The 25,218-nt window shown below is 69.1% G+C and carries 23 protein-coding genes; 6 read left to right on the forward strand and 17 right to left on the reverse strand.

Annotation, left to right across the window (positions count from 1 at the left end; genetic code table 11):
- Positions 1-50 precede the first annotated feature (50 nt).
- Both KME79_RS33470 and KME79_RS33475 read right to left on the reverse strand, forming a co-directional pair.
- Positions 51-1,001: an alpha/beta hydrolase gene (locus tag KME79_RS33470; RefSeq protein WP_219549001.1), complete on the reverse strand. Its 951-nt coding sequence runs from the start codon at positions 999-1,001 to the stop codon at positions 51-53.
- Positions 1,002-1,066: 65 nt separating this feature from the next.
- Complete coding sequence (locus KME79_RS33475) at positions 1,067-2,704, reverse strand: flavin-containing monooxygenase (RefSeq protein ID WP_219549003.1); 1,638 nt, start codon at positions 2,702-2,704, stop codon at positions 1,067-1,069.
- A 441-nt stretch (positions 2,705-3,145) separates the two neighbouring features.
- Between KME79_RS33475 and KME79_RS33480 the strand changes: the two genes are divergently transcribed.
- Entirely contained in the window at positions 3,146-3,802 is a 657-nt protein-coding gene (locus tag KME79_RS33480) for a GntR family transcriptional regulator (protein WP_148032177.1), read from the forward strand.
- On the opposite strand, the gene KME79_RS33485 is transcribed toward KME79_RS33480, so the two are convergent.
- The 10 genes from KME79_RS33485 to KME79_RS33530 form a co-directional block, all read right to left on the reverse strand.
- Complete coding sequence (locus KME79_RS33485; protein WP_219549007.1) at positions 3,796-4,983, reverse strand: serine hydrolase domain-containing protein; 1,188 nt, start codon at positions 4,981-4,983, stop codon at positions 3,796-3,798. The genes KME79_RS33480 and KME79_RS33485 overlap by 7 nt on opposite strands.
- Positions 4,984-5,014: 31 nt before the next feature.
- A complete protein-coding gene (locus KME79_RS33490) occupies positions 5,015-5,392 on the reverse strand; it encodes a hypothetical protein (RefSeq protein WP_219549009.1) in 378 nt (125 codons plus the stop codon).
- Positions 5,393-5,577: 185 nt separating this feature from the next.
- A complete protein-coding gene (locus KME79_RS33495; RefSeq protein ID WP_219549011.1) occupies positions 5,578-5,880 on the reverse strand; it encodes an alpha-amylase inhibitor in 303 nt (100 codons plus the stop codon).
- A gap of 148 nt (positions 5,881-6,028) precedes the next feature.
- Complete coding sequence (locus KME79_RS33500; RefSeq protein ID WP_219549013.1) at positions 6,029-6,979, reverse strand: alpha/beta hydrolase; 951 nt, start codon at positions 6,977-6,979, stop codon at positions 6,029-6,031.
- Between the two features lie 73 nt (positions 6,980-7,052).
- Entirely contained in the window at positions 7,053-8,195 is a 1,143-nt protein-coding gene (locus tag KME79_RS33505) for an alpha/beta hydrolase family protein (protein ID WP_219549015.1), read from the reverse strand.
- Positions 8,179-8,355 carry a hypothetical protein gene (locus tag KME79_RS33510; RefSeq protein ID WP_219549016.1) on the reverse strand — a complete coding sequence of 59 codons (177 nt, stop codon included), beginning with the start codon at positions 8,353-8,355 and terminating at the stop codon, positions 8,179-8,181. The genes KME79_RS33505 and KME79_RS33510 overlap by 17 nt, the downstream gene beginning before the upstream one ends.
- Before the next feature lie 355 nt (positions 8,356-8,710).
- Positions 8,711-9,313 (reverse strand): hypothetical protein, encoded by a 603-nt coding sequence (locus KME79_RS33515; protein ID WP_219549018.1) that lies wholly within the window; start codon positions 9,311-9,313, stop codon positions 8,711-8,713.
- Positions 9,314-9,385: 72 nt separating this feature from the next.
- Complete coding sequence (locus tag KME79_RS33520) at positions 9,386-11,305, reverse strand: NucA/NucB deoxyribonuclease domain-containing protein (RefSeq protein ID WP_219549020.1); 1,920 nt, start codon at positions 11,303-11,305, stop codon at positions 9,386-9,388.
- Positions 11,302-15,141, reverse strand: coding sequence for a LamG-like jellyroll fold domain-containing protein (locus tag KME79_RS33525; RefSeq protein ID WP_219549022.1), 3,840 nt, complete (start codon positions 15,139-15,141; stop codon positions 11,302-11,304). The genes KME79_RS33520 and KME79_RS33525 overlap by 4 nt, the downstream gene beginning before the upstream one ends.
- 673 nt (positions 15,142-15,814) lie before the next feature.
- Positions 15,815-16,990 carry an esterase-like activity of phytase family protein gene (locus tag KME79_RS33530; RefSeq protein ID WP_219549024.1) on the reverse strand — a complete coding sequence of 392 codons (1,176 nt, stop codon included), beginning with the start codon at positions 16,988-16,990 and terminating at the stop codon, positions 15,815-15,817.
- Between the two features lie 232 nt (positions 16,991-17,222).
- On the opposite strand from KME79_RS33530, the gene KME79_RS33535 reads away from it, so the two are divergent.
- Positions 17,223-18,437 (forward strand): P1 family peptidase, encoded by a 1,215-nt coding sequence (locus KME79_RS33535; protein ID WP_219549026.1) that lies wholly within the window; start codon positions 17,223-17,225, stop codon positions 18,435-18,437.
- 83 nt (positions 18,438-18,520) lie between these two features.
- Here the strand turns inward: KME79_RS33535 and KME79_RS33540 are convergent, their stop codons facing one another.
- The gene (locus tag KME79_RS33540; RefSeq protein WP_372452506.1) at positions 18,521-19,138 is read right to left on the reverse strand and encodes a LysR family substrate-binding domain-containing protein; all 618 of its coding nucleotides are present in this window, start codon (positions 19,136-19,138) and stop codon (positions 18,521-18,523) included.
- 186 nt (positions 19,139-19,324) lie between these two features.
- Here KME79_RS33540 and KME79_RS33545 point away from each other — a divergent pair, with 186 nt between their 5' ends.
- Together KME79_RS33545 and KME79_RS33550 are read left to right on the forward strand one after the other, a co-directional pair.
- Positions 19,325-19,591: a hypothetical protein gene (locus tag KME79_RS33545; RefSeq protein WP_219549030.1), complete on the forward strand. Its 267-nt coding sequence runs from the start codon at positions 19,325-19,327 to the stop codon at positions 19,589-19,591.
- A gap of 69 nt (positions 19,592-19,660) precedes the next feature.
- Positions 19,661-20,731: an ADP-ribosylglycohydrolase family protein gene (locus tag KME79_RS33550; RefSeq protein WP_219549032.1), complete on the forward strand. Its 1,071-nt coding sequence runs from the start codon at positions 19,661-19,663 to the stop codon at positions 20,729-20,731.
- Here KME79_RS33550 and KME79_RS47200 read toward each other — a convergent pair.
- Entirely contained in the window at positions 20,728-21,480 is a 753-nt protein-coding gene (locus KME79_RS47200) for an NUDIX hydrolase (RefSeq protein ID WP_219549034.1), read from the reverse strand. The two genes, KME79_RS33550 and KME79_RS47200, sit on opposite strands and share 4 nt — an antisense overlap.
- A 29-nt stretch (positions 21,481-21,509) precedes the next feature.
- Between KME79_RS47200 and KME79_RS33560 the strand changes: the two genes are divergently transcribed.
- The gene (locus tag KME79_RS33560; protein ID WP_219549036.1) at positions 21,510-22,070 is read left to right on the forward strand and encodes an O-methyltransferase; all 561 of its coding nucleotides are present in this window, start codon (positions 21,510-21,512) and stop codon (positions 22,068-22,070) included.
- A 71-nt stretch (positions 22,071-22,141) separates the two neighbouring features.
- Here KME79_RS33560 and KME79_RS33565 read toward each other — a convergent pair whose 3' ends face one another.
- From KME79_RS33565 to KME79_RS33575, 3 genes are all read right to left on the reverse strand, one after another.
- A complete protein-coding gene (locus KME79_RS33565) occupies positions 22,142-22,696 on the reverse strand; it encodes a hypothetical protein (protein ID WP_219549038.1) in 555 nt (184 codons plus the stop codon).
- Entirely contained in the window at positions 22,693-23,094 is a 402-nt protein-coding gene (locus KME79_RS33570; RefSeq protein ID WP_219549040.1) for a hypothetical protein, read from the reverse strand. The genes KME79_RS33565 and KME79_RS33570 overlap by 4 nt, the downstream gene beginning before the upstream one ends.
- 166 nt (positions 23,095-23,260) lie before the next feature.
- Positions 23,261-24,250, reverse strand: coding sequence for a glycoside hydrolase family protein (locus KME79_RS33575; protein ID WP_219549042.1), 990 nt, complete (start codon positions 24,248-24,250; stop codon positions 23,261-23,263).
- Positions 24,251-24,446: 196 nt separating this feature from the next.
- Between KME79_RS33575 and KME79_RS33580 the strand changes: the two genes are divergently transcribed.
- Positions 24,447-25,187, forward strand: a complete 741-nt coding sequence (locus KME79_RS33580; RefSeq protein ID WP_219549044.1) for a sugar phosphate isomerase/epimerase family protein — start codon at positions 24,447-24,449, stop codon at positions 25,185-25,187.
- Positions 25,188-25,218 lie beyond the last annotated feature (31 nt).

Below are 25,218 nucleotides of genomic sequence, written 5' to 3' on the forward strand. Positions count from 1 at the left end.
AAAACGGGCCCGGGGGGCGGGACCCCCCCCCACGGCGCCGGAGCGGTCACTCAGGCCAGGGCCCGCTTGAGCGCCTCGATGCGCCGGGCCCAGATCCGCCGGGAGAGCGGGGCCTCAGCGGCGAACGTCTCGGAGGCGTGGTAGCTGCCCGGGTTGACGTGCAGTTCGGTCGGGACGCCCGCCTGCATGAGGCGCTGCGCGAAGGCGATGTCCTCGTCCCGGAAGAGGTCCACGGTGCCGACGTCGATGAAGGCCGGCGGCAGGCCGGACAGGTCCTCGGCGCGTGTCGGGGCGGCGTACTGGTCGGCGTCGTTGCCGCCGAGGTACCAGGCCCAGGCCTCGATGTTGCCCGCCCGGTCCCAGATGCCGATGTCGGTGATCTCGTGGCTGGACGGCGTCTCGTTCCGGTCGTCGATCATCGGGTAGATCGGCATCATGAACGTGATCGCGGGTCCGCCGCGGTCGCGTGCCAGCAGCGCCGTGCCGATGGTCAGCCCGCCTCCGGCGCTGGCGCCGTAGATCGCCAGGCGTTCCGGGTCGATGCCCAGGTCGGCGGCGTTCTTCGCGGTCCACGCCAGGCCGGCGTAGCAGTCCTCGACCGGGGCGGGATGGGGGTGCTCGGGGGCGAGGCGGTACTCGACGGAGACCACGACGGCGCCGACCTGGTCGCAGATCATCGTCGCGTTGGCGTCCTCACCGGCGACGTCGCCGAGGATCATGCCGCCGCCATGGATGTAGTAGATGCCGGGCAGCGTGCCGGACGCGTTGACCGGCCGGTAGATCCGCACGGAGATGTCGGGTTCCCCGTCGGGGCCGGGGACGGTCCGGTCCTCCTTGGTGACGTTCGGGTTGTCCGGCACCTCGATCGCGCTCATCATGCCCTGGACGGCGGCTCGGCGCTGGACGATGTCGGGGATGGCGTTGAAGCCGCCGGGCATCATGCCGAGCAGCGCGTCCAGGGGGATGCGGCTTTCCGGGTCTATCAGGTCACGACGGGACATCGAGCCCTCCATGGGGGTCATGAATCCGGTGGTCTGGAGTGGGTGTTCTTGTGGTCCCGTCGGGCTCAGACGGAGAGGGCGAAGCCCTTGTAGCCCTGGGCGGCGATCTCGTCACACGTCTTGCGGTACTCGCCGACACCGCCGGCGTAGGGCATGAAGACCTGCGGCTTGCCGGGCACGTTGGCCCCCATGTACCAGGAGTTCGCCTTGGGATAGAGAGTGGCGTCGGCGATCAGGTTGACATGGTCCACCCAGGCGTCCTCGGCTTCCTGGGTGGGCTCGATCGTGGTGAGGCCCTGGTGGTCGAGATACGCGATCGCGTCGGTCACCCAGTCGACGTGCTGCTCGATCGAGACGACCATGTTCGAGAGCACCGACGGGCTGCCCGGACCGGTGATCATGAACAGGTTCGGGTAGCCCGCTGAGCTGATCCCCAGGTACGTGCGAGGGCCGGCGCTCCAGGCCTCGTCGAGCGGCGCCCCGCCCCTGCCCCGGATGTCGACGCTCGTCAGCGCGCCCGTCATCGCGTCGAACCCTGTCGCGTAGACGATCACGTCGAACTCGTACGCCTGGTCCGAGGTGCGGATGCCGCGCTCGGTGATCTCCACGATGGGGGTGCGCCGCAGGTTGACCAGGTGCACGTTCTCCCGGTTGTACGTCTCGTAGTAGCCGGTGTCCAGACAGGGGCGCTTGGTCCCGACGGGATATTCGGGACACAGGTCCGCGGCGGTCCGCGGGTCCTCGACGATCTGGTGGATCTTGCGGTGGATGAACCGCTTGGCCGTGTCGTTGGCCGCCTGGTCGATGCTGAGATCGGCGTACGCGGTCAGCAGGTTGACCAGGCTGCCGCTCTCCCAGGCCCGCTCGAAGGTGGCGTCGCGCTCCTCGTCGGAGACCTCCAGGGCGGACTTCGTCGGGATCGGCGTGGGGACACCGAACCCCGACTCCTTCTGGGCCTGGCGGAACGCCCGGTAGTTCGCCTTCATGGCGGCGACCTCGTCCGGGCGCAGGCTGCGGTTGCGCGCCGGGAGACTGTAGGCGGGGGTGCGCTGGAAGACGGTGAGCTGCGCGGCCTGCTCGGCGATGACGGGGATCGACTGCACGCCGGAGGACCCCGTACCGATGATCCCGACCCGCAGCCCGGTGAAGTCCACGCCCTCATGCGGCCAGTGCGCGGTGTGGTAGGTGGCGCCCGCGAAGCGGTCGAGCCCGGGGATCTCCGGCAGCTTCGAGGCCGACAGGCAGCCGGTGGCCATCACGAGGAAGCGGGCGGTGACGGCGTCCCCGTGCTCGGTGCGCACCCGCCAGGTCCGGCCCTGCTCGTCGTACGCGGCGGCGTTCACGCGTGTCCGGAAGAAGATGTCCCGGCGCAGGTCGAACCGGTCGGCGACGTGCCGCGCGTACCGCAGGATCTCCGGCTGGGTCGGGTAGCGCTCCTGCCACTCGTACTCCTGCTCGAGGTCCTCCGAGAACGAGTACGAGTACGCCAGGCTCTCCACGTCCACCCGGGCACCGGGATAGCGGTTCCAGTACCAGGTGCCGCCGACGTCGGTGCCCGCTTCGAAGGCGATCGCGGACAGGTTCATCTCCCGGAGCTTGTGCAGCAGGTACATGCCCGAGAAGCCCGCGCCCACGACGACGACGTCGACGGAGGAGGGCACGGCGCGCGAGGCGGGCTGAGAGTCAGAGAGGGGTGCGGACATGCGTCCTCCTGGGGGGTGGTGGAAGTGATGCCTCGACAGGTGCCGGGCGGATGCCGTATGTCTACGGGCGCCGCCCGGCCATGAGGGTGCTCGTCATCGCCCCGCGGTCACGGAGTGACGAGCTCAGGAGGGTGGATCCGGGGGAGGAGGCGGCGGGCCCTGGTGTGGCGCGGCCGCTTCGGTGAACCAGCTGGCCCCTGTTCGCGCGGCACGCCGTGCCGCGAGCGGGGAGGACCCTGCACTTTCGTGATCAGGGTTGAACATCACGCATGTCATCTGGAAGTAGCTCGAATGTAAAATGCATTCTGCATTCCGTCAACAGTCTCCGGATCCACGAGGTGAGAGCCCGTCCCGACGGAAACCCGCCGGTGGGGGCCGGACCGGACTGGTCAGGAACTCGTAGGATGGCCGCGTCAGATCCCTCCGAGCGAGAGCGCCGCCATGTCCTTTGCGGTACCGCTGACGCGGAAAGAAGCGGTCCTGCGTCAATTGCGAGACGAGATCATCACCGGACGGTTGAAGCCGGGCGCGGCGATCAAGGACGCGGAGATCGCGGCCCGGCTCGGCGTGAGCATCACCCCGGTACGGGAGGCGGTCACCCAACTCGCCGCCGAAGGTCTGATCGACATCTCGCCGAACCGGACACGGCAGGTCACCCAGGTGACCCAGAAGAGCGCGCTCGAGCTCATCGACGTGATGATGGTGCTGGCCTGCGCGGGTTTCGAGTGGGGCGTCGACAACCTCACCGACGAGCACCTCGCCGCCCTGCGCGGCAAACTCGACGACTTCGCCGAGGGACTGCGCCACGGCAACGCGACGGTCGCCGCCGCCGCGGGAGCCGACTTCAGCACGGTGGTCATCCTGGCGAGCGGCAACCGCGAGCTACAGACCCATGTCGACCTGGTCGTCACGCGCACCCTGCGGGTGCTCGCCCTCACCGCCGAGAGCGAGGTGTGGAACGTGTGGCTGGACGGCTACCGCGAGGTCCTCGAACTCCTCGAACGCGGCGACCGCTCCGGGGCCGCCGGACGCTACCGGCAGATCTACCGTGACTACCGCCGGCGGGTGGAGGCCATGCTGTTCGACGAGGATCACTGACGCTTCGCCGGCGCGGCGATCGCCTGCCTGACGGCGGCGAGCAGGCTCGACGCCCGCGTGTCCGGCACGCCCTCCCGGACGCGGTTCATCACGTACCCGAACGCCAGCCCGCTCTCCGGGTCGGCGAAGCCGATCGAGCCGCCCATGCCGCCGAAGCCGAACGCGGCAGGGGAGTACCAGTACGCGTCCGGGGTGGGCAGGCCGAAGCCCGTGCCGATGCGGACGGGCACGCGCAGGACGCGGTCGACGCCGGCGACCTGTTCCGCGGTCGCGGCGGCGAGGGTGGCGGGGGCGAGGACGCGGTGCCCGTCCACGTCGCCGATGAGGGCGGCGTAGAAGCGGGCCAGGGCGCGGGCGGTGCAGATGCCGTTGGTGGCGGGGATCTCGGCGGCCTGCTCCGCCGGGTCGTTGTGGTCCAGCGGGGGCTGGACGAGGGTCATCGCGCGTACGGTCAGCGACTCCGGATCGGCGTAGGCGGCCATCACCTCGCGCATGGGCTCGGGGATGGAGTCCAGGTCGATCGCGGCGGGGTCGAAGCCGCCCGGATCGGTGAGGATGCGGCTGACCCGGTGGTGCTCTGACGGCGGCAGGCCGATCCACAGGTCCAGGCCGAGCGGCGCGGCGATCTCCTCGGCGAGGAACGCGCCGACGCTCCGGCCGCTCACCCTGCGGACGACCTCGCCGACGAGCCATCCGTACGTGAGCGCGTGGTATCCGTGCCCGGTGCCCGGCTCCCAGTACGGCCGCTGGGCGGCCAGCGCCTTCACCACGGGTTCCCAGGCGATCACCTCGGCCGGGGTGACCGGCTGGTCGAGAGCGGGCAGACCGGCCTGGTGGGTGAGCAGCCACCGGACCGGGACGCGCTCCTTGCCGCCCGCCGCGAACTCGGGCCAGTAACGGGCCACGGGAGCGTCGAGATCGAGCTCACCCCGCTGGGCCAGCAGGAGCGCGCAGGTCGCCGTGACCGCCTTGGTGGTGGAGTAGACGACCTGAAGGGTGTCGCGCTCCCATCGGCGGCCGGTCCCGGGATCGGCGATCCCGCCCCACAGATCGACGACCTGGCGTCCGTGCAGATACACGCTGACCGCCGCGCCGACCTCCTGCCCGGAGGCCAGGTTGGCCGCGAACGCGTCACGTACCGCTTCGAACCCCGGTGCGGTCAGCCCACTGATTTCGGGCATGCGTCATCCCTTTCCAGTCCGTGGAAGAAGGTCAGCGGCGGAATTTCTCGACGAGCCAGGCGCACAGCTCCGGCTCGCTCATCTCCGGGAACTCCGCCGCGAACGTGGCCAGCGCGCGGAGCGCCTCGTCGCGGTCCAGGCCGAGGGCCATCGCCGCCTTGAGATACTCCTGACGCGCGGCGGTGGGACGCCCGCCACCGGACCCGCGCCCCGGCAGCCCCGCACGCCATCGGCGGATCTCCTCCAGCCGATCGGCCCGCCAGCCCGGCGTCTCGTCGACTTCGACGTCCGGCTCGGGGAACGCGTGCTCGGAGCCCGCCGGATAGCGCGTGCGCCACTTGTGCACGGCGTGCCGACTCACTCCCAGGGCCTCGGCGACGCCGAGGACACCGAGGTAGCGCTCGGTCATGGGCGCACCAGCTCGTCCCTTCCGGCCTCCTTCGCGGATCTCCAGTATTACCACGTCCGGCACCTCGCCCTTCGAGGCGCCGGAAACATTGTCTCTCTTGGAGACGACGTTGGCAACCCGTCGTTCACATGCCGAGGGGCCGCCCGTTCTCCCTTCGGAGACGGACGGCCCCTTCCGCGCGGTCGTCAGCAGATGTCCGCGCCGTCGAAGTTGCGCGGGCCCCGCGCGACCTTGGAGGAGATGGTCCGGCCCGGATCGACGGTGGAGCAGTCGCCGTCGGTGCCGCGCGCCCACTTGATCTTCAGGCGTAGTCGGTAGCGGCAGTCGTTGCGGGCGTAACCCGTCTTGGTGACGATGCCCTTGGTCTGCCAGACGGCCACGCACGAGGGCGCGTTGCCCGCCGGAACCGCGGCCACGGCGGGCGTCGCGAGGGTGAGGAGGCATCCGGCGGCGGCGCAGGCGAGGAAGGTGCTCTTGAGGAGGCGCACGGGGTCCCTTTCGATTGGAGAGATGGAACCCTTCGATTTGTAGTTGACTGATTACTTTAAGTCAACATGTGAATCATGATCTGGAGGCCACCCGTGCATGACGCCGCCGCGCGGCTCCCGTACCGGCGGCGGCGCCGCAGGCGATTCGTCAGGCGAGGGCCCTGCGGAGGGCGTCGATCCGCTGGTCCCAGATGCGCCGGGAAAGGGCGGCGTCCGGGGCGAAGTTCTCCGAGGCGTGGTAGCTGCCCGGGTTCACGTGCAGTTCGGTCGGGACGCCCGCCTGCATGAGGCGCTGCGCGAAGGCGATGTCCTCGTCCCGGAACAGGTCGACGGTGCCGACGTCGATGAAGGCCGGGGGCAGACCGGTCAGGTCCTCGGCGCGGGCCGGGGCGGCGTACTGGTCGGCGTCCTTGCCGCCCAGGTACCAGGCCCAGGCTTCGATGTTGCCCGCCCGGTCCCACAGGCCGACGTCGGTGATCTCCTGGCTGGACGGCGTCTCGTTCCGGTCGTCGATCATGGGATAGATCGGCATCATGAAGGAGATCGCCGGCCCGCCGCGGTCACGTGCCAGCAGCGCCGTGCCGATGGCCAGCCCGCCGCCGGCGCTGCCGCCGTAGAGGGCCAGCCGCGCGGGGTCCAGGCCCAGGTCGGCGGCGTTCTTCACGGTCCACGCCAGGCCGGCGTAGCAGTCCTCGACCGGCGCGGGATGCGGATGCTCGGGGGCCAGCCGGTACTCGACGGAGACCACGACGGCGCCGACCCGGTCACAGATCATCGTGGCGGTGGCGTCCTCTCCGGCGATGTCGCCGAGGATCATGCCGCCACCATGGATGTAGTAGACGCCGGGCAACTGCCCCGCCGCGTCGGCCGGGCGGTAGATCCGCACGGCGATGTCAGGCTCGCCGTCGGGGCCGGGGATGGTCCGGTCCTCCTTGACGACGTTCGGGTTGTCGGGCACCTCCATGGCGCCCAGCAGGCCTGAGACGACGGCCCGGCGCTGGACGATGTCGGGGATGGTGTTGAAGCCGCCGGGCAGCATGTCGAGCAGCGCGTCCAGCGGGCCACGGCTCTCGGGGTCTATCAGGTCGCGGGGGGTCATCACGGCCTCCAGGGTTCCGATGGTGGATTCAGCGTGCTGGCACGGAGGCTCCAGTTCAAGAGGGCGGCCGTCGTCAGGGAACGGCCCCGGCGTGCGCGGTCAGGAAGTCGCGGACGAGCCGGTCGTACCTCGGCCGGTCGACGTTCCACGCCTCGGTGTGGTCACCGCCGGGGAACTCCTCGTACCGGATGTCCCAGCCCAGACGCGGCCCGGCGGCGGCGAGCTCCCGGGAGGAGCCCACCGGGACCTCGGTGTCGTCGTCCGTGTGGATCAGCAGGAGCGGAGGCCTGACGGCGGGCGGATGACGGATCAGGTGAAGGGCGTCCTGGTCGACGCCGATCCGCCATTCCACCACCCGGCTGGAGAGCCATCCGGCGAAGGCGGGCATGCCGAACCGGGCGGCGTTCCACTCGCTCACGCGCTCCAGATCGTACGGGGGCGCGTCCATGATGACCGCGGAGACGAGATCCGCCAGCGGTGATCTCGCCAGGAACTGGCCGGCCACGACGCCTCCCATGGACGTGCCGTAGAGGACGACGCGCCGCGCCCCCAGGCCCCGCGCCGTGCGGACGGCCGCCTCCAGGTCCCGCCACTCCGTGTCGCCCAGATGGATCAGCCCGTCGGGGGAGGCCGGGGCGCCCTCGTCGTTGCGGTAGGTGATGGCCAGGAACGGCATGCCGAGCCGGTGCACGACGGGAAGCACCTTCTGGACGGCCTTGCGCCTGGCGTTCTGACCGTGGACGGCGACGAACCAGGTGGTGCCGTCGCCGGGGACGTGCCAGGCGGGCGCCGGGCCGAGCTCGGTCGGCACCGTGATCTCGGAGTAGTCCAGGCCCCACGCCACCTCCGGATCCCCGGGAGGGGCCACGTTGAGGCTGCCGGAGGTGCCGATGGACGGGACCGCGCCGTCCAGCACCGCGCGGGTCACCTTGCCGCCGCCCCGTGACGTCACCTCGCCGAGCATGGTGCCGGCGCCGCTCCATTCCAGCCAGTACGTGCCGGGCTTGCGCGTCGCCGGCGTGTCGGCCAGGGTCACGGTACGGTCGCCGGAGGCCAGCACCATGACGTCTCCCGCCCCCCAGCGCCGCACCTTGATCGCCTGGTCGCTCCCGAACCAGGCGCTGTAACCCAGCCCGGCGACCAGGACCGCCAGGGCAACACCGGCCGCGATCCACGCCCGCCGTCTCCAGCGGCGCGGCCTACGCTCGGACGCCATCGAGGACCCTCCTCGTCGCACGCGTGCACAGAGCCCGGAACTCGTCCTCGGCCAGCCCGATACGGCCGCCGAGATAGAGCTGCACCAGACCCTGGGCGGTGGCCGTCACCGTCATCGCGACCTCCAGCGGATCGTCCGGGCGCAGCAGGCCGTCACGCATGCCCTCCTCGGCCAAGGTGACGATCTTCGTGAATGAGGGTGAGGCGCCGTCCCTGAAGCCGTCAGGGAACCGCCGCGCCCGCCCCAACTCGCCCCGAGTTCGCGGAGAGCGCGATCGGCCACGGCGGCCAGGAGCGCCTCACAGTTGGGGGTAGTGCTTGTAGATCGCCATGGCCGTGATGCCGACGGCGTCAGCCGCCGCCGCATGGTGGCGGCCTCGACGCCCTCGGCCGCGAGGATGGTGCATGCGGGCTCGGCGACCCGGTCCGCCGTCTTCATTGACATGTGTACAACGTAAACTTCGAAGGTTTAACGCGTATACCTCATGCGACGCTTCGGGGGCCTGTGTTCCGGGATCATGTTTCCCATGACCTGTCGGGGATGCGGTAGAAGGCGCGCGTCGCCGTCCACCATTCCCGGTCGGTGAAGCGTCCGGTGATGCGGCCCACCATGCACGCCATGAAATGCATGTCCTGCTTGAGGTTCCTTGTCTCGCCGAGCTCCAGTCCAGGCGTGTGCGGCATGTACTCAGGGAGATCCATGTCGCCGCCTTCGTCATACGGCGGGGTGACGTCTCCAAGTTGTTCCCCGTCGTAGTACAGGTTCAGGGGTTCGAGCTCGCCCAACTCTTCGCGGCAGAAGATCTCGAAGACACGTCGCTTTCCGAGATTTCGGATGGCGGGATGGTACGGATGCAGGCCGAAGGCGAGGACATGTGTCCAGCCGGGGGCGTGCGGGCCGATCCACACAGCGGCCCGCTCCCGTACGCGCCCGTACTCCTCCATGGCGGTTTCAAGATCGCACTCCAGGCGCGAGCCCGGATCCACGCGGAGCAGCCGGGACATTTCTTCGGGATTGCCGCTCTCGACCCAGAGGCCGTGAAATCCATTCTGGAGACCGTGCCCGTGCGCGATCATCAGATCCCATTGGTTTTCTGCGGGGAGTTGGGGGTGCGTCATTTCTGCGTCCTCACATCTCATAGGGTCGGGGTTGCCGGGCTTTTCGCCTCGGCAACCCCGACCCTTCACAGCCTACTCTACGATCTGCACCCAGAACGGGCTGTCGCTGACCTTGGTGACTGTGTTGACTGGGTCGTACGTGAGAAGGCGGTATTGACTGTAGAACGCCTGGAGCGCTTCTCCGTGTCTCGCGTTGTAACTTGTGAAGACGGCTTGGACGGAGTAATTGATTTTATCCTTGGCTGCCCCTTCCTGAGTGGAGGCGAAGGGGTATTCGTCACACCGAAGGGCTCCCTTGCCATGTTCTTCGTAGAGGTCCTCGTTATAGTACTTGCAGTAGTTCGATCCATAGCTATTCCCCATATGGAACTCCTCGGGCCATCCTCTGTGGACCCAGAATTCGTGTCCCGAGAAGACCGCCCGGTTTTCGTCGTAGGCGCCATCGGCGCCCCTCCACAGCGGATCCCCCTCGGAGGTGTGCGGTGCCGCCTTATAGTTTCCGGGGATGGTTTTCGGCCGTTCGGTGCCCGTCTTATTCCTGTGTGGCGGGTATTTGACATCTCGGTTGCTCGTTGTGTCTCCCGGTCGGAACGGCGGGTTGGTTTCAGCGTTCGTGCTCCTGCTCAGAGCTTTCTCGATGTGGTCGATCACACCGATGAAGTTCCTGTCCTTGGTCTTGGACATCGTGAAGACCCGATCGGCTCTGATGTAGATGCAGCCGCCGGTATTCTTTTCCTCGTTCTTGCCGAATCCGAGCTGCTTCCAGTCGCAGCGATAGCTGGGCGAATACAGGCTGTTGCTGGGAATGCCTTGCCCCCACCGCACCACGCCGAGTCGCTTACCCCCGTCGCCGAGCAGTTCCTGGTCCCATAGGGGAAGTCGGCCCTTTTGTCCTTTGTACTGGGTGAGGGCGGGCATGATGGAGCAGACTTCTCGGTCGTGGTTGGTCGGCTTAGGCGTAGTGATCAGGTAATGGAGATACGGCGTCGCGCGCCAACTCTCGATCGTCTTCAGTTGGGTCGGGTTCCCCTGCTGGATTTGGCATCCTTGCGTGTCAAGATCGAATTCGATCTTGACATCGTTCAGATCGTCGTCCAGCTCCGCACGCCTGACTCCTCTATTCCAGACCCCGAAGTCCGTCAGCTTCACCCAGAACTTGATGTGCTGTGGCTTCAGGCCGGCATCGCCGGCACCGCCCTTATAGATGGCGTTACCGGTGTGGTCGCCGATGTAGGTGTGCGCCACCCAGGTCGCCCGGAAGGTGAACACGTCATCGTCGGTCACCTTGTCCAGCACCGCAGCCGGGATTTGCAGCGGCCCCGGGAACAGCCTCACCCACCAGGAAGTCTTGTTCCTGCGCTTCTTGACGCCGTTGTCGTCGTACTCCTCCCATCCGCCATGTCCGATCCAGGAGGTCCAGCATGCCGAGTGCGGGCGCTCCTGCATCCTCGAGTAGGCGTCGGTGAACCTGGGCGCTCTGGTGGTGGCGTAGCAGTCCTCCAACGACGGGTGCTGGTACCCGAAGTTTCCGGTTGCCGCTGCTGCCTCTGAGGCTTTGGCCGACCGGGGCGGCTGCTCGCCCGACCGGACATCGCCGACCTTGAACGTCTGCCATTCCGACCAGACACCGGATGCCCCGGGGACTGTCGCGCGTGCGCGCCACCGCATCCATTGACCCTTCTTGAACTTGCCGGACGGCACCTGCAGCGTGCGCCGCGGCGAGTCGCCCTTCCCGGTCACCGTGCCCGACCAGGTCACCTTCTTGGCAGGGGCCCATCCGGCCTTCGGCAGCCGGGGTTTCGATGTTTCGGCCGGCTGCGGAGCGACCTCTACTTCCGCTGTCGTCGGACGGCCCTGCGGGTCTGTCACCCAGGCGGTGAACGCCGGAGTGGTGCCCTTGTCGTCAGAGATCGCCAGTTTCGCTATGGCCGGGGTGGTTCGGCTGGACTCGGTACCACGGGCGACCGGGACAGCGCCGATGGGAGTGTTCATGTCGGTCTGGATCTGGCCGCGCTCTGGACGCGATTATAGACGCGCACCTCGTCGATCAGACCGCGATAGAACTCGTCCCAGAAGGCGTTTCCACCGATCCGCAGCTCTCCTCCATCGTCGAGGACGTCGCCGGTCAAGGGCACTTGTGAGACCAGCGTGCCGTTGACGTAGAAGGAGAATGTGGCGCCGTCGTAGGTGGTCGCCAGGTGGCTCCACTGATTCAGTGGCAGGGGGTCGTCGGCCGTGAGCCCGCCACCTTCCGCGGTGGTCCGCAGCCAGCCTGCCGGTGCGGTGTACTCGGTGGAGGCGTACAGGCCGTAGACGCCGCCCTCGGCATGCTCCTTCATGAGCACGGTGCGCCAGAGGTCGTCCAGCGCGGAGGGTCGCACCCACGCCGAAAGCGTCAGCTTGTTCGTCAGGCGGAGCGAGGCGGCGTGCTCGACCGTCACCCAACTGGAGGTGCCGTTGAACGACAGTGCGGTGCCGTGCTTGCCCGTGGCCCAAGTGGTGTCCCGGGCGACTCCGGTGTTGTGGTGGCCGGAGGAGTCCCCTACGGTCGTGCCCGTGGCCTCGTTCATGCCGTAGGCGGCCACGAGCCCGGTCGGTGGTTTCGTGCCGGTGGTGAATGACCAGGTGTACGGCCCGGCCATGGCGTTGCCTGCGGCGTCCTTGGCCTCTGACACCTCGGCGGTGTACGCCGTGGTGTCGGCTAGCGGCTGAGCGGGAGTGAAGGTGAGCACTTGCTGGCTGGCGTCCATCGCCGTCGTTCCGGCGACCGACGCGCCGACCGGGTCCTTCAGCGTGAACTGAGCGTCGGTGACCGCTTCGCTGAACGTCGCGGTGACCGGCGTGGTGACCGGAACGTCGCTTGCCTGGGCTGCCGGGGTGACCGTGGAGACCGCCGGTGGAGTCGTGTCGGGGTTGGGAGTGCCGGAGCCGACGGGGGTGTTCATGTCGGCCTGGATCTCGGCGGCTGTCTGGGCGCGCTGGTAGATGCGCACCTCATCGATGAGGCCGCTGAAGTACTCACCCCAGATGGCGTTGCCACCGATCCGCAACGGGCTGCCGTCGTCGAAGAGATCGCCGCTCACCTCGGTCTCGTTCGCTTGCTGACCGTTGACGAACAACCGCAGCCTGGTGCCGTCGTACGTCGCCGCCAGGTGGCTCCAGGCGTTGACCGGCAATGCCGACCTTCCGTTGGCGATCGTCTCGCTGTCGGGGTCAGTTTGCGCCCAGATGGTGGGAGCGGTGCCGTCGGAGGCGTAGAGCAGGTAGGAGGCGCCGCCGGTCTGGAGTTCCTTGCCGACGACGCTTCTCCAGTTGGCCACTGTGGTCGGGTTGACCCAGGCCGACAGCGTCATCCCGGTCGTCAGGCGGAGCGAGGTAGCGTGCTCGACCGTGACCCAGCTGGAGGTGCCGTTGAACGACAGCGCTTTACCGTACTTGCCGTTCTGCCACGACGTGGCGGTTGCCGTACCGGTGTTGTTGTGGCCGGAGGAGTCGCTCACGCTTGTCCCGGCGCCCTCGTCCATGCCGTAGGCGGCCACGAGTCCGGATGGTGGTTTCGTGCCGGTGGTGAATGACCAGGTGTACGGCCCGGCCATGGCGTTGCCTGCGGCGTCCTTGGCCTCTGACACCTCGCCGGTGTACGCCGTGGTGTCGGCTAGCGGCTGAGCGGGAGTGAAGGTGAGCACTTGCTGGCTGGCGTCCATCGCCGTCGTTCCGGCGACCGACGCGCCGCCCGGGTCCTTCAGCGTGAACTGGACGTCGGTGACCGCTTCGCTGAACGTCGCGGTGACCGGCGTGGTGACCGGAACATCCGTCGCTCCGGGAGTGGGGTTCGCCGCCGTCACGGTAGGCGCCGTCGTGTCTGGCCCACCAGTGGTGAAGGACCATGAATACGGATCCATGGTGTTTTCGGCTGAATCGATCGCGCCCGAGACCGCTGCGGTATACGTGGTCTCCGGCTCCAGTGCCTGTGCCGGTGTGACGGTCACCGTCGTATTGGTGGTGTCGTATGCCATCGTGGCCGTGACGTCGGCACCGCCGGCATCCTTGAGCACCACGGCAGCCTCGTCGACCGGTTCAGAGAAGGTGACCTTCAGTTTCGCGTCAAGGGGGACGTCGACCTCGCCATCCGCAGGTTCGACTGCGATCACCTGCGGCGCGCGGGTGTCTTCACCGCTGCCGTCATCGCCGTCACTGCCCTCGGTGGGGAGATCGAGCTCGTCCGCCCTGACTTCGAAGGCTTCGCCGTCTCGCTGTCCCGCGATCCGACCGGCGAACTCATTGCTGATGCTCGTTTGCTCGCTGCCTGTCGGCTCATATATCGATCTGGCGCGGGCTTCCTCCCATGTTGGAAGGCTCGTGATGGGGTCGGGCGACATGAAGGTGAAGCCATCGACGACGGGCGGCGGAGGCGGCTCGAAGTCCACGGTGAGGATGGGTGGGTGGAGTGTGCCCAGGCAGTCTTGCCGCGGGGTTGTGGTGCAGCCGCCGGCCTCGTTGGTCCGGTAGCGTCGCCAGTTCCTGAGGTCGGACTCGTTGCCGGCGGTGAGTTGGAAGCCGTAGTTCGGCTCGCCGTCCGCCCAAGCCTGGACGATGTCGTCCACGGAGTGGATGAGGTCCCACGGGTAGTTCATGGCGCCGGTACAGAACTCGCCGGCGTAGCCGGCGTATTCGGTGTCCGCCCCGGTGGTGGTGATGCGCGGCTGGGACGACCACGTCAACGTGGAGACGTCCCAGCGTTCGGTCACTTGGTAGGCGGTGATGCCGGATCCGACGAACTCGCCGCAGTCGCTGGACAGGTGATTCCACAGGACCAGGTCGGCGTTTTGGATCGTTGCTCCCCGGATGGGGTGGTCGGCCGGGAACTCGTCGAAGCGGATGTAGCTGCGCCAGCGGACGGCGCCGTCATTGGACTTGCCGACCAGGATCCGGTCCAGGCTGCTGTTGGCGTAGCCGTTGGGGTAGTCGGCGTTGTTGACGAAGGTGTCGTTGCCCAGCTCGGGCTCCCACCAGTCGTCGTCGAACGCGGCCAGCGTGACCGGGTAGGCGACGGCGGGGTCGGCGAGATAGTCCGGGTCGGGCGTATAGACCAGCGCCGAGGCGCTCTGGTCCAGAGTGACGGCAGCCTTGCCCACCTTGCCCGCGTCGGCGTCGCTGTTGAGGTCGGTCGCGACCGCGTCGAGGAGCAGCGCCGCAGGCAGGTCAGCGATCTTCTTGCCCTGGGAGAGCAGCGCCGGTTTGCCTGCGCTGTCCTCCTCCAGGGCCAGGTTCTTGGGCACCGTGGTCGGGATGCGGAAGCTGACCGGGCCGGTGACCCGCTCCCTCAGGACGATCTCCTGCTTGAAGCCGGTCGCCGTGGCGGTGACGACCAGGTCGATCCCGTTGCCGTAGAGCGAGGGGTAGGTAGCGGTGCTGCCGTCGATGGTGGGCTTGGGGAGTTTGCCAGGGCTACCGATGGTGGCCGAGCCCTTGCTGCCCTTGCTCTTCAGCACGAAAGCGTCGTCGCCGGCCGACAGAGTCAACTCGCCCTTGACAGCCTTGGGCTTGATGACACCGTCAACTTCGACCAGTGTGGTGTCGATGGGGGTAAAGCCGTCGCCTTTGGCGTTCTTGACCCGGATGGGTTGCAGGTGCTGTTCCATTCGCAAGGTCTTGCCGTCGGGGTTGGCGTAGTAGGTGGCGTTCTCCGAGCGCAGTGACTTGATCTCGATACGCCGGTTGTCCTTCTTGGCCTGCGCCAATGCTATGCCGGTGGGGGTGAGTAGCGGCGAAGATGCGGCAGTGCGGGATGGCGTGGGGTCCTGGGCAATCGCTGGATCGCTGATCATGGAGAGGGAAAGAGCGAGAACGGTGACTAAGGCAGCGCGGCGTCGCGTCCGGGGGGATAAGCCGGACGTCGAGGATGGTGAGTTCACTCCGACCTTTCAAACGAGGTGGCAAAACGGAGTGATCGTCACATGAGATCCCATTAAAAGTAAAGATCCTTTTTAGCGATCGGAAGTGATCCTCTGTAAGCATTTGACCTGCTGAAAGGCAACATCCGCAGACGGGCGGGCCGCTGGCTGATCAAGGGCTCAGTCAAGAGTGGTGTCCATGGTCCGAGCGGCGAATCGCTAAGGAGTCGCTGGAGTTCGCGTGAGCTTCGCGACTCGTGATCGTCATGATGTACGACGATCGAACCCTTACCGCGCCTGGTCGCGATCAAGCACTGTTCTCGAAGAATCTTCATGCCGCACCGTCGGGGCAAGATCGGTGAGTCTCTGCCCTCCGGTGCGTGATGCGGCAGCTGCTCATCACGCACCGGCGGCACCGCGCAGGGCGAGCCTCAGTGGTTCGAGCGGGGCGACGGCTCACTGCTGCCGGTCTCCTGGACGGCCACCACCTGCCGGATTCGCGGGGGCCGGAAGAGGGCTCTTCCACGAGGTCGGCTCCACCGTGCACGCCGAGGAGGCGGCGTGCCCGTGCCCCTCCCAGGGCGGGAGGGGCACGGGCACATGAGGGTCAGCGGGTGGCGTGCAGCGGGCGTGGCAGCTTGATGGTGATGAACTCGTTGTCGTCCGGCTTGCCGGGCGTGCGGCCGGTGGAGAACGGGAAGTTGTTGTCGTTGGCGACGATCAGGGTGCGGTCGTCGAGGATGGCCACGTCCTCGATCGTCTCGAACGGGAAGCGGAACGTCTTGCCGAAGCCGCCGAGGCCCTTGGGGTTGGCGATGTCGAGCAGGTCGGCGACGAGCGTCTTGTCCATGACGCCGTCCTGGTTCCGGTCGCGGACGTCGGCCAGGTAGATCTTCTTGGTCCTGGCCGCGTCGCCCTGGGCGCCGTCACGCTCGATGATCAGGAACCGGTTCCGGTCCACGACGACCGCGTCGCCGATGGCGTGGCCGGGGGCGTCCAGCGGGTAGGTCCAGCGCTTGCCGGTGTAGGCCCTCTTACGCACGTCGAACTCGTACATGCGCAGGGTGCCGGCCGGGTCGCCGCTGACGGTGCCCTCCAGCAGCGGGTAGAGCCGCTTGCCGTCGAGCGAGCGCGCCATGCCCTCGAAGCCCTTGCTGCGGCCCAGGTTCGGCTCGGCGCCGTTCAGGAACGGGTTCTCCGGCGCCTGGACGCCGGGCAGGGGGATGGGCGCTTCGAGCAGTCTGCCCGTCGAGGAGAAGTGCAGCAGGAACGGGCCGAACTCGTCGCCGATCCAGTAGGTGCCGTCGGTGGCGCGCACGATCGACTCCACGTCGAAGTCGGCGCCGGTCAGCCGGCGGTCCTCCCTGGTGATGGGGAACGTGATGTGCCGGTCGGGGTCGGCGAGGTCGAACCCGCCGAGCACCTTCACCGTGCCGCCCCGCAGGTCGGGCTCGACCCGGTGCACCCGCAGCAGGAAGTCCGCGCTGTTGCCCTTACTGCCGAAGCCGTTGTCGGACAGCATCTCGTAGACGCCGCCGCCCCGGGGCACGATGCCGCTGAAGCCCTGCACGGGCTGGCCGGCGAAGGGCGGGGTGAGTCCGTTGACCGGGTCGGGGCCGAGCTGGGTGCCCGAGGTCTCGCTGTTCGGTACGAAAGTCTCGGCGGGCAGCGAGGCGAACCCGGTGAGGGTGGCCCGGCCGGGGTCGGCGGGCTTGGCCGCGGCGGGCGCGGCGAGGCCGGTGACCAGCGTGGCGACACCGAGGGCGAGCAGTGCACGTTTCATGTCGGGCACGCTAGGGAGGCCGTGTTAATCGACGCCCAACGTCGGACGTCCTTCCGGCAGGGGGCCGGCGAACTCACGCGATCGCGGACGTACTGGCGAAAACGCCGACTATAGCTACAAATCGGCACACTACGATCTTTACCTTTGCTGGTCCGACCAGTAGCCTCAGTGCACTCAGTAGCGCGCGCACTCCCCGACGTCCCTTCCCGCCCCCCACTGGAATGAGGGATCCATGAAGCCACGCCTCGTCGCACTGCTGGCCGGAGCACTGATGCTCACCGTCCCCGGAAGCGCGTCCGCGCAGGCCGCCACCGCCGCGAACACCCCCGGGCTGCCCGGCCCCGACAACGCGATCACCGACGTGCCCGGCATCAAGGTCGGGCAGGTCCAGTCGGCCAGGGCGCCCTACCTGACCGGCACCACCGTGATCTACACCCCGACGATGTCCGTGGCCGGCGTCGACCAGCGCGGCGGCGCTCCCGCCACGAAGGAGACGGACCTGCTCGACCCGCTCAACTCCAACCCCGGCGTGAACGCGGTGATGCTCGGCGGCAGCAGCATGTACGGGCTGGCCGCCACCGACGGCATCATCCGCTGGCTGGAGGAGCGCGGCGAGGGCGTCAGGGTCGGCTCGGGAGTCGCGCCGATCGTCCCCGCCGCCGACATCTACGACCTCGGCCGTGGCGGCGACTTCAAGGCGCGCACCACGCCCGAGTGGGGCTACCTCGCCGCGCAGGCCGCCAAGGAGGGGCCGGTACGTCAGGGCGTCGTCGGCGGTGGCACCGGTGCCCGCGCGGGCGGGCTGAAGGGCGGCGTCGGCACCGCCAGCATGACCCTCAGCGACGGCACCATGGTCGGCGCCATCGTGGTGGTGAACTCGGCCGGTTCGCCGGTCGACCCGCGTGACTGCTCGCTGTTCGCGGCCCGGTACGAGGTGGCGGGCGAGTTCCGCGGCCTGGAGACGCCGAAGGCCAAGGAGTGCCGGCCGGAAGCCAAGGCCGACGCCCCGTCGCTGAACACCACGATCGCCGTGGTCGCCACGAACGCGCCGCTGGAGAAGGCCGCCGCCGCGCGGATGGCCGGCAACTCCCAGGACGGTCTGGCCCGCGCGATCAGCCCGATCCACACGCTGGGCGACGGTGACACGATCTTCGGCATGTCGACCGGCACCGGCACCCCGCTGCGGGTCAACAACCCGGCCGACTCGCGCCGGCTCAACGAGATTTTCAACGCCGCCACCGACACGCTGACCCGGGCCACCGGCCACGCGATGCTGAACGCCACGTCCGTCGGCACGACCCAGAGCTACTGCGACCGCTATCCGTCCGCCTGCAAGAAGGTGAAGCCGCTGCCGCAGAACAAGCAGGGCGAGGCGCCTGAGGTGACCAGGGACTCGCTGGCCGCCGCCGCGGAGAAGGTGCGCGAGGTGGCCCCCCTGCCCCAGTAAGAACCCGTGGCCGGGCCGCTTCCCCGCGCGAGATCGTGCGCGTGCCGGGGGAGCGGCCCGCCTCGGCGTCGTAGCGGTCGGGATCACCGCCGTGGCGCGAGTCCGACGGGGACCGATGACGCCGTGCCACGGGCCTGCCAGGCGCTGTGGACCGGGTGGGCGGCCAGCGCCTCCTGGTGGGCCTGCGTGGCGAGGGCGACCGGTTCGCCCGCCCGGTGGGCGAGCGCGCCGTCGAGGCGCCAGGCGACGAGGTGCCTCATCCACAGCGGGGCGCCCGCCAGCGGGCGGACCACGATGCCGTCGCCGGGCGGGAACGTGGCCTGGCACGGCGTGACGGCCTGCCCCGCGGCGATGAGCAGCCGGATCATCGGCACCTCGATCATGATGTGCGGCACCCGCGGTTCGAAGCCGGCATCCCGGCACGCCGTCACGAAGCACTCGGGCCAGCCCGCGCCGTCAGGAGGCGACAGAACCCAGTCGTCATCGGCCAGCAGGGCGAGGGGCACCTCTTCGAGTGACGCGAGAGGGCGGCCGGCGGCCATCGCGACGAAGACCGGCTCCATGGCGATGGGGCGCGCGCCTATCGCGGCGGGCACCGCCAGTTCGTGGCCGGGGTAGTCGACGAGCGTGGCCGCGTCCAGCCGCCTGGAGGCGAGCAGGTCCATGAGCAGGCGGGGCGAGTGCTCGGTGTGCACGGTGATCGGCGTGCCCGGCTACATTGAGGAGGACCTGGTCACCTTCTCCGGCGGACACGTCTCCGGCCCGGAGATCCTGCCGCACGAACTCGGCCACTCACTCGGCGGCGCCGGCTCGGCGCCGAGACCCCGGACGGCGGCGTCATCGGCGCCTTCGCCACCCTCACCGTCACCCACGTCGACATCCCGACCGTGTCCACCCGGTGGTTCGTCAACGGGCACGAGATCGAGGAGTGGGCCGGTCAGACCTCCGTGCAGGCCGGCGACAACAAGCCGCCCAAGGAGCGCGGCAAGCCCGAGTCCCCGTGGTGCGGGCGGAAGGACCTGCGGTCGAAGCACTCGTGCGCGTACACCGTCGTCGTCTCCGACTCCACCGGCTTCATCCGCGATCCCGCGTACCGCGAGAACGCCCTCACCTCCACGATCACCTGGACGTTCGGCCGCAAGCACGCCCACTGACAGGGAGCGGGCCGTGTGCACGGCCCGATCCTTCCCGTACGCGACAAGGCCGGGCATAAGGTGTGGGCCATGGCGGAAGTGACGTACCGCAGCCGGGTCCGCGGATGCGTGCTGGGCGGGGCGATCGGCGACGCGCTCGGCGGGGCCATCGAGTTCGACTCCATCGCGGGCATCCGTGCCCGCCACGGGCAGGCCGGGGTCACCGGCATGGTGACCGACGGGATCGGCCGCGCGGGCCTGATCACCGACGACACCCAGATGACGCTCTTCACCCTGGAAGGGCTGATCAGGGCCGAGCTGAGGGTCGCCACCCGGGGGTTCGCGGACACCCCGGAGGTGGTCCGGTCCGCCTACCTGCGCTGGCTCGACACCCAGCGGCACGACGCCCCGCCCCCGCCCGGCGACCTGCCCCACCGTACGGGCCGGCTGCGCGAGCAGCGGTGGTTGTACGCGAGGCGGGCGCCAGGCAACGCGTGCTTGTCGGGGCTGCGCGCGAAGCCCGCCGGGTACGGACCCCTGGGCGAGCCGGGGCCGGTCAACCGCGACTCCAAGGGCTGCGGCACCGTCATGCGGTCGGCGCCGTTCGGGCTTCTCGGGGGCTCCGCGCGGGAGGCGTTCGAGCTGGCCGCCGCCTGCGCGCGGATCACCCACGGCCACCCCACCGGCTACTACGCGGCCGGCGCCTTCGCCGCCCTCGTCCACTTCGTGGCCGAGGACCTGACCCTGTACGAGGCGGTCCACGAGACGCTCCGCCTGCTGGCCTCGTACCCCGGGCACGAGGAGACCAGCGTCGCCCTGCGGGCGGCGGACGAGCTGGCAGGAAAGGGCGAGCCGGGCCCGGAGCGGGTGGAGAGCCTCGGCGGGGGATGGGTGGCCGAGGAGGCGCTGGCCATCGCCGTCTACTGCGCGCTCACGCGCGAGAAGGACTTCGCCGCGGCGCTGCTGCTGGCCGTCAACCACTCCGGCGACAGCGACTCCACCGGCTCCATGACAGGAAACCTCCTCGGCGCCGTGCGCGGCGAGGACGCCCTGCCGGTCGCCTGGCTGTATCTGCTGGAAGGCCGCGAGACCATCACCGAACTGGCCGACGACTTCGCCGGCCGCGGGCGCGCCGACCCGGCCAAGTATCCGCCGGGCTAGAACCCGTACAGCCCGAAAGCCTCACCGCGTCCGATGCCGCGCAGCGCCTCGGCCGGGTAGCCGACCGTGTCCTCCGGCAGCCGGTCCAGCGGGAACCAGCCGAGCTCGGAGCACTTGTGCGGCTCGGCGTTGTACGGCTCGCCCGCCCACCTCTCCGCCACGAAGAACAGCCCCACCCGCTCCGGCGCCCGGTGCATCACGTGCGCGAAGACCAGGTCGGCGGGGTCGACGCGGACGCCCACCTCCTCGCGCGCCTCCCGCGCCGCCGCCTCCGTCGCCGACTCGCCCGCCTCCAGGTGGCCGCTCGGCAGGTGCCACAGCCCGTCGGCGTACCCGGTGCCGGATCGGCGCCCCATCAGCACCTCGCCGTCGCGGACCAGCAGGACGTGCACGTCCACGATCGCCCGGAACCGGTCCCGGGCGGCGCGCCGGTCGATGTCCTGGATCCACTTGACCGCCACGGCCGCCACCTGCGTCAGCTCCGCCCGCAACCGGTCGGGGTCCTCCTCGGCGAACGCCTCCAGCACCTCCTCCACCAGCACGTGCCGCCAGGTAAGCCGCCCCTCCCGGGACGCCTCCCCGGTCTCCCGCTTCGCCCGCTCCGCCTCGTCGCCGTGCTGCGGGCCGGTGCCGTCGGTGAGGCCCTCGTGGACGCCCCACCGCCGGTCCTGCGCCACCCGCTCGTCCGCCACCGCCCGCAGCACCCTGCCGAGCGAACCGGGCAGGCCGTAGTCACCGTCGATCGTCATGGGTCGGCAGCATAGGGAATCCTGTGCTCATGGAGGATCTCGTACGGCGGGCCACCGAGCGGGCGGAGCGGGCCGGGTTCGCGTACTCCTGCGACCCGGGTGTCGGACGGCTCCTCGCCGTGCTCGCCGCCGGGCTGCCGGCGCGGGCGCGGGTGCTGGAGATCGGTACCGGGACGGGAGTGGGGACGGCCTGGCTCGTCTCCGGGCTGACGCCGCGCACGGACGTCACCGTCACCACCATCGAGTACGACGCCGCGCGCGCCGGGCTCGCGCGGCAGGGGGAGTGGCCGGGGTTCGTGGAGTTCCGCACGGGCGACGCGTTGGCGATGCTGCCGGGGCTCAGGACGTTCGACTTGATCTTCGCGGACTCGCCGGCCGGCAAGCACGAACGGCTCGACCTCACACTCGGCGCCCTCGGGCCCGGCGGCACGCTGCTGGTGGACGACATGACCGCGGACCCCGCCTGGCCGGCGGAGTTCCGCGAGCGACAGGAAGGGGTGCGCCGGACGCTGCTGGCGGATCCCGCGCTGGCCGCGGTGGAACTGGCACACGGGTCGGGGATCATCCTGGCGACGCGGCGGGCGACGTGATCCCGAACTGCTCGCAGCCGCTGCTCATCGGCACTTCCGGGTGGTTGTTTCCGGCGGATCTCGCGCTGGGATCAGCTGTTCTTGATCATTCTTTCGCCACCGAGGGCGAGCAGGAGGAACATGTCGAACTGGTGCAGGTTCGCTCGGTCCATCCGTCTGATCGCCTCGACTCCTGATGTCGCGGTCCTGACGTGGCTGATGGCCCCGGAGCGGGTGGCGTCGAAGGCGGGGTCGTAGTCAGCGCCGTGACGTGCCTCCTGAAGTTCGCTGAAGGCGCTGGCCAGCACTTCGAGATCTGCTGGAACGGCCCCGGTAGCGGAGTCGATGAGGAGAAGTCTCACGGGGTTCGGCGGGGTGCGGCCGGCGGAGAGGTCCTCAACCCATCGGGCTGCCTTCCGGAAGTTGCCGTGCGCATACCAGCGGCTGATCGCGTGCCGATGCTCGACCGGCCCTGCTCCGGCCGCTCGCCGGGCACCATGCTGGACCAGCTCATGGAACAGCGCATAGTACGCCGTTGAGGTCGCCCGGCGGAGGAAGGCCGTGCGGGGACGTCCGCGCCCCGCTGTGCCACCTGCCAGTGCGTTGGCGAGATAGAGGTAGTCGTCCGCCTTGAAGTCGCGTCTCACGACCCGTCCTGATCCGGATGGTTCATGACTTCGTCGATGGCTCGCGTATCAGGAGCGCCCTGCGTTTCCTCAGGCTGGTCTCTGGCGGCGAAGTCTTCCTCAGTGAGTGGCGTGACATAGACATATTCGTCGAGGTCGTGCTCCACCGCGAGTTGATTCACCCGCTTGCGCAGCTCGTGGGTGAATCTCGCGGACCAGCCGTCGTCACCGGCCGAGCCAAGGATGACCAGCGCTCTGAGAGCCGGCTCTCCCTCGGAGTCGACGTAGTGCTCGACGAAGGCTCGGCGGATGGCGGGGCCGTCGGGGATGGACAACGCCTGGATCGCAGCGGCCAGGTCGTCCAATACTTCGTCTCGCCGGTTGGCTCTCATAATGACCATCTTGGCACTTTCATGCATGAACAAACGGCGGTCCCAGCGGGGCCAGGCGCTATCTTGCCATGGCCTTTCCACAGCTGGCGGGCTATTTCGTCCAGCCGATCCGGCCTCCGGCGGTCGGCCCCGCTGAACACAGGGATGTCCTGCGGCGATAGGCAGAGGGCGGGGCCGAGGTCGGGTTACTCGATCAGGAGGTGGCGCGGGCCACGGCGATCACGGTGGAGCCGCGCTGGCCCGCTTCGTAGAACATGTACGAGACGCCGCCGTCGGTGCCGAAGGCCGGGGCGGCGGAGCGCCGGGAGTCGGGGCCGCCGGTCAGCGGGGTGTGGAAGACGCCGAGGTGCACCTCCCGGTCGAAGGAGTTGCCGACCTCGGTGAGGTACATCTTGCCGGAGTTGCCGTGGTAGACGACGTAGGTGGTGCCGTTGCGCTTGAGCAGGTGCGGCCCGCTCAGGTCGGTCAGGCCGTCGCCCGCGGGGGAGATGAGCGGGTTCGGGGCGAACTGCCAGCTCACCGCGTCGCCCGACCAGCCCCAGAAGATCTTGCGCTTGCCGCCGTGGTTGCCCATGAACACCATCACGTACCGGGCGCCCCGCGCCGGGATCGTGTGGTCGAAGACCCGCGCGTAGGAGGCCTCCGAGATGCCGGGCACCATCGAGGTGTTCAGCACGACGCCGTGGTAGCTGAAGTCGACCCCGTTGGCCGAGGTGGCGAGCCGGGTCGTGCTGTTCTCGCCGTGGAAGTACAGGTACCAGCGGCGGGAGGCGGCGTGCCAGAGCACGTGCGGCGACGACACGTGGCTGACGTTGAAGTGCGAGCCCCACTGCCGGCTGACGATCGGGTTGGCGTGATACTCGGTGAACGGCCCGGCGAGTGAGTCGCCGTAGGCCAGGCAGATGCCGCCGGGCGCGTCGTGCGGGGCGTAGTAGAGGTAGTACCTGCCGAGCCCGCCCGGCATGCGGTCGTACGTGCCGCGCACGCACGGGAAGATCAGCTCGCCGGTCGGGTTGTAGCGCAGCGCCGAGGTGTTCAGCGAGCGGCCGAGGTAGGCGTACGAGGGAAAGCCCGCGGGCCCGGCGGCGGCAGCGGCGGCGGGGGAGGAGAGCGCGGGAAGGGCGACGGCCGTGCCTGCGGCGGCGCGCAGGATCGTGCGGCGGTCGAGGATCGGATCGGACATGCTCTGCCCTTTCGTGATCACACCGGCGGGGGGCCGGTGTGATCACCGAGCATCGGTCAGCGAAAAGCATCAGTCAACCTGCTAATACGAATTACTTCAGTGGCGTGGTGAGCCTCCGGCGGTGGCGCCGCTTCCCGGGATGCCGGCGGCTCCCTAAGATCGATGGACTGGATCATGTAGTCGCAGGGGGTACGTCGTGCTTCTTCCCGCCGTCCAGCTCTACTCCGTACGTGCCGAGATGTCCGTGCGGCCGACGACGACTCTGACGTCCCTCGCCGCGATGGGGTACCGGGCCGTGGAGCCCACCTTCGGGCTCCTGGGCGACGACCCGCGCGCCTTTCGCGACCTGCTGGAGGCGAACGGGCTCACCGCCTGCTCGCTGCACGGGCCGCTGCTGGAGGAGCACGCGCCCGCCATGCTGGACGCCGCCGCGGCCATCGGCACGGACACGGTGATCATCCCGGCCATCCCGCCGGACGGGTTCTCCCACCGGGCCGCCGTGGAGGAGAGCGCCCGCCTGATCAACGCCGCCGCCGCCCGCGCCGCCGGGGCGGGGCTGCGGCTCGGCTACCACAACCACCACTGGGAGCTTTCGGCGCGGATCGGCGACCGGCACGCCCTTGAGGTGCTCGCCGAACTGCTCGACCCGGACGTCCTGCTGGAGGTGGACCTCTACTGGGCCGTGGTGGGCGGCGCCGACGTGCCCGGCCTGCTGTCCCGGCTCGGCGACCGGGTCACCCACCTGCACGTCAAGGACGGCCCCGGCACCGTCGACGACGCCATGACCGCGGTCGGCTCCGGCACGCTGCCGATCCCGGACATCCTGGCGGCCGCCCCCGGCGACGCCTGGCGGATCGTCGAGCTCGACCGCTGCGACGGCGACATGCTCGAAGCCCTCGCAGCCTCCCGCACCTATCTCGACGGGCTCGGCGGGTAGTCGACGCTCCGTCGGCCGGCTCCGGGCTGAT

Origin of the sequence: Nonomuraea harbinensis, from assembly GCF_019396385.1 — a bacterium.
In the GTDB taxonomy this organism is placed as follows: domain Bacteria; phylum Actinomycetota; class Actinomycetes; order Streptosporangiales; family Streptosporangiaceae; genus Nonomuraea; species Nonomuraea ferruginea.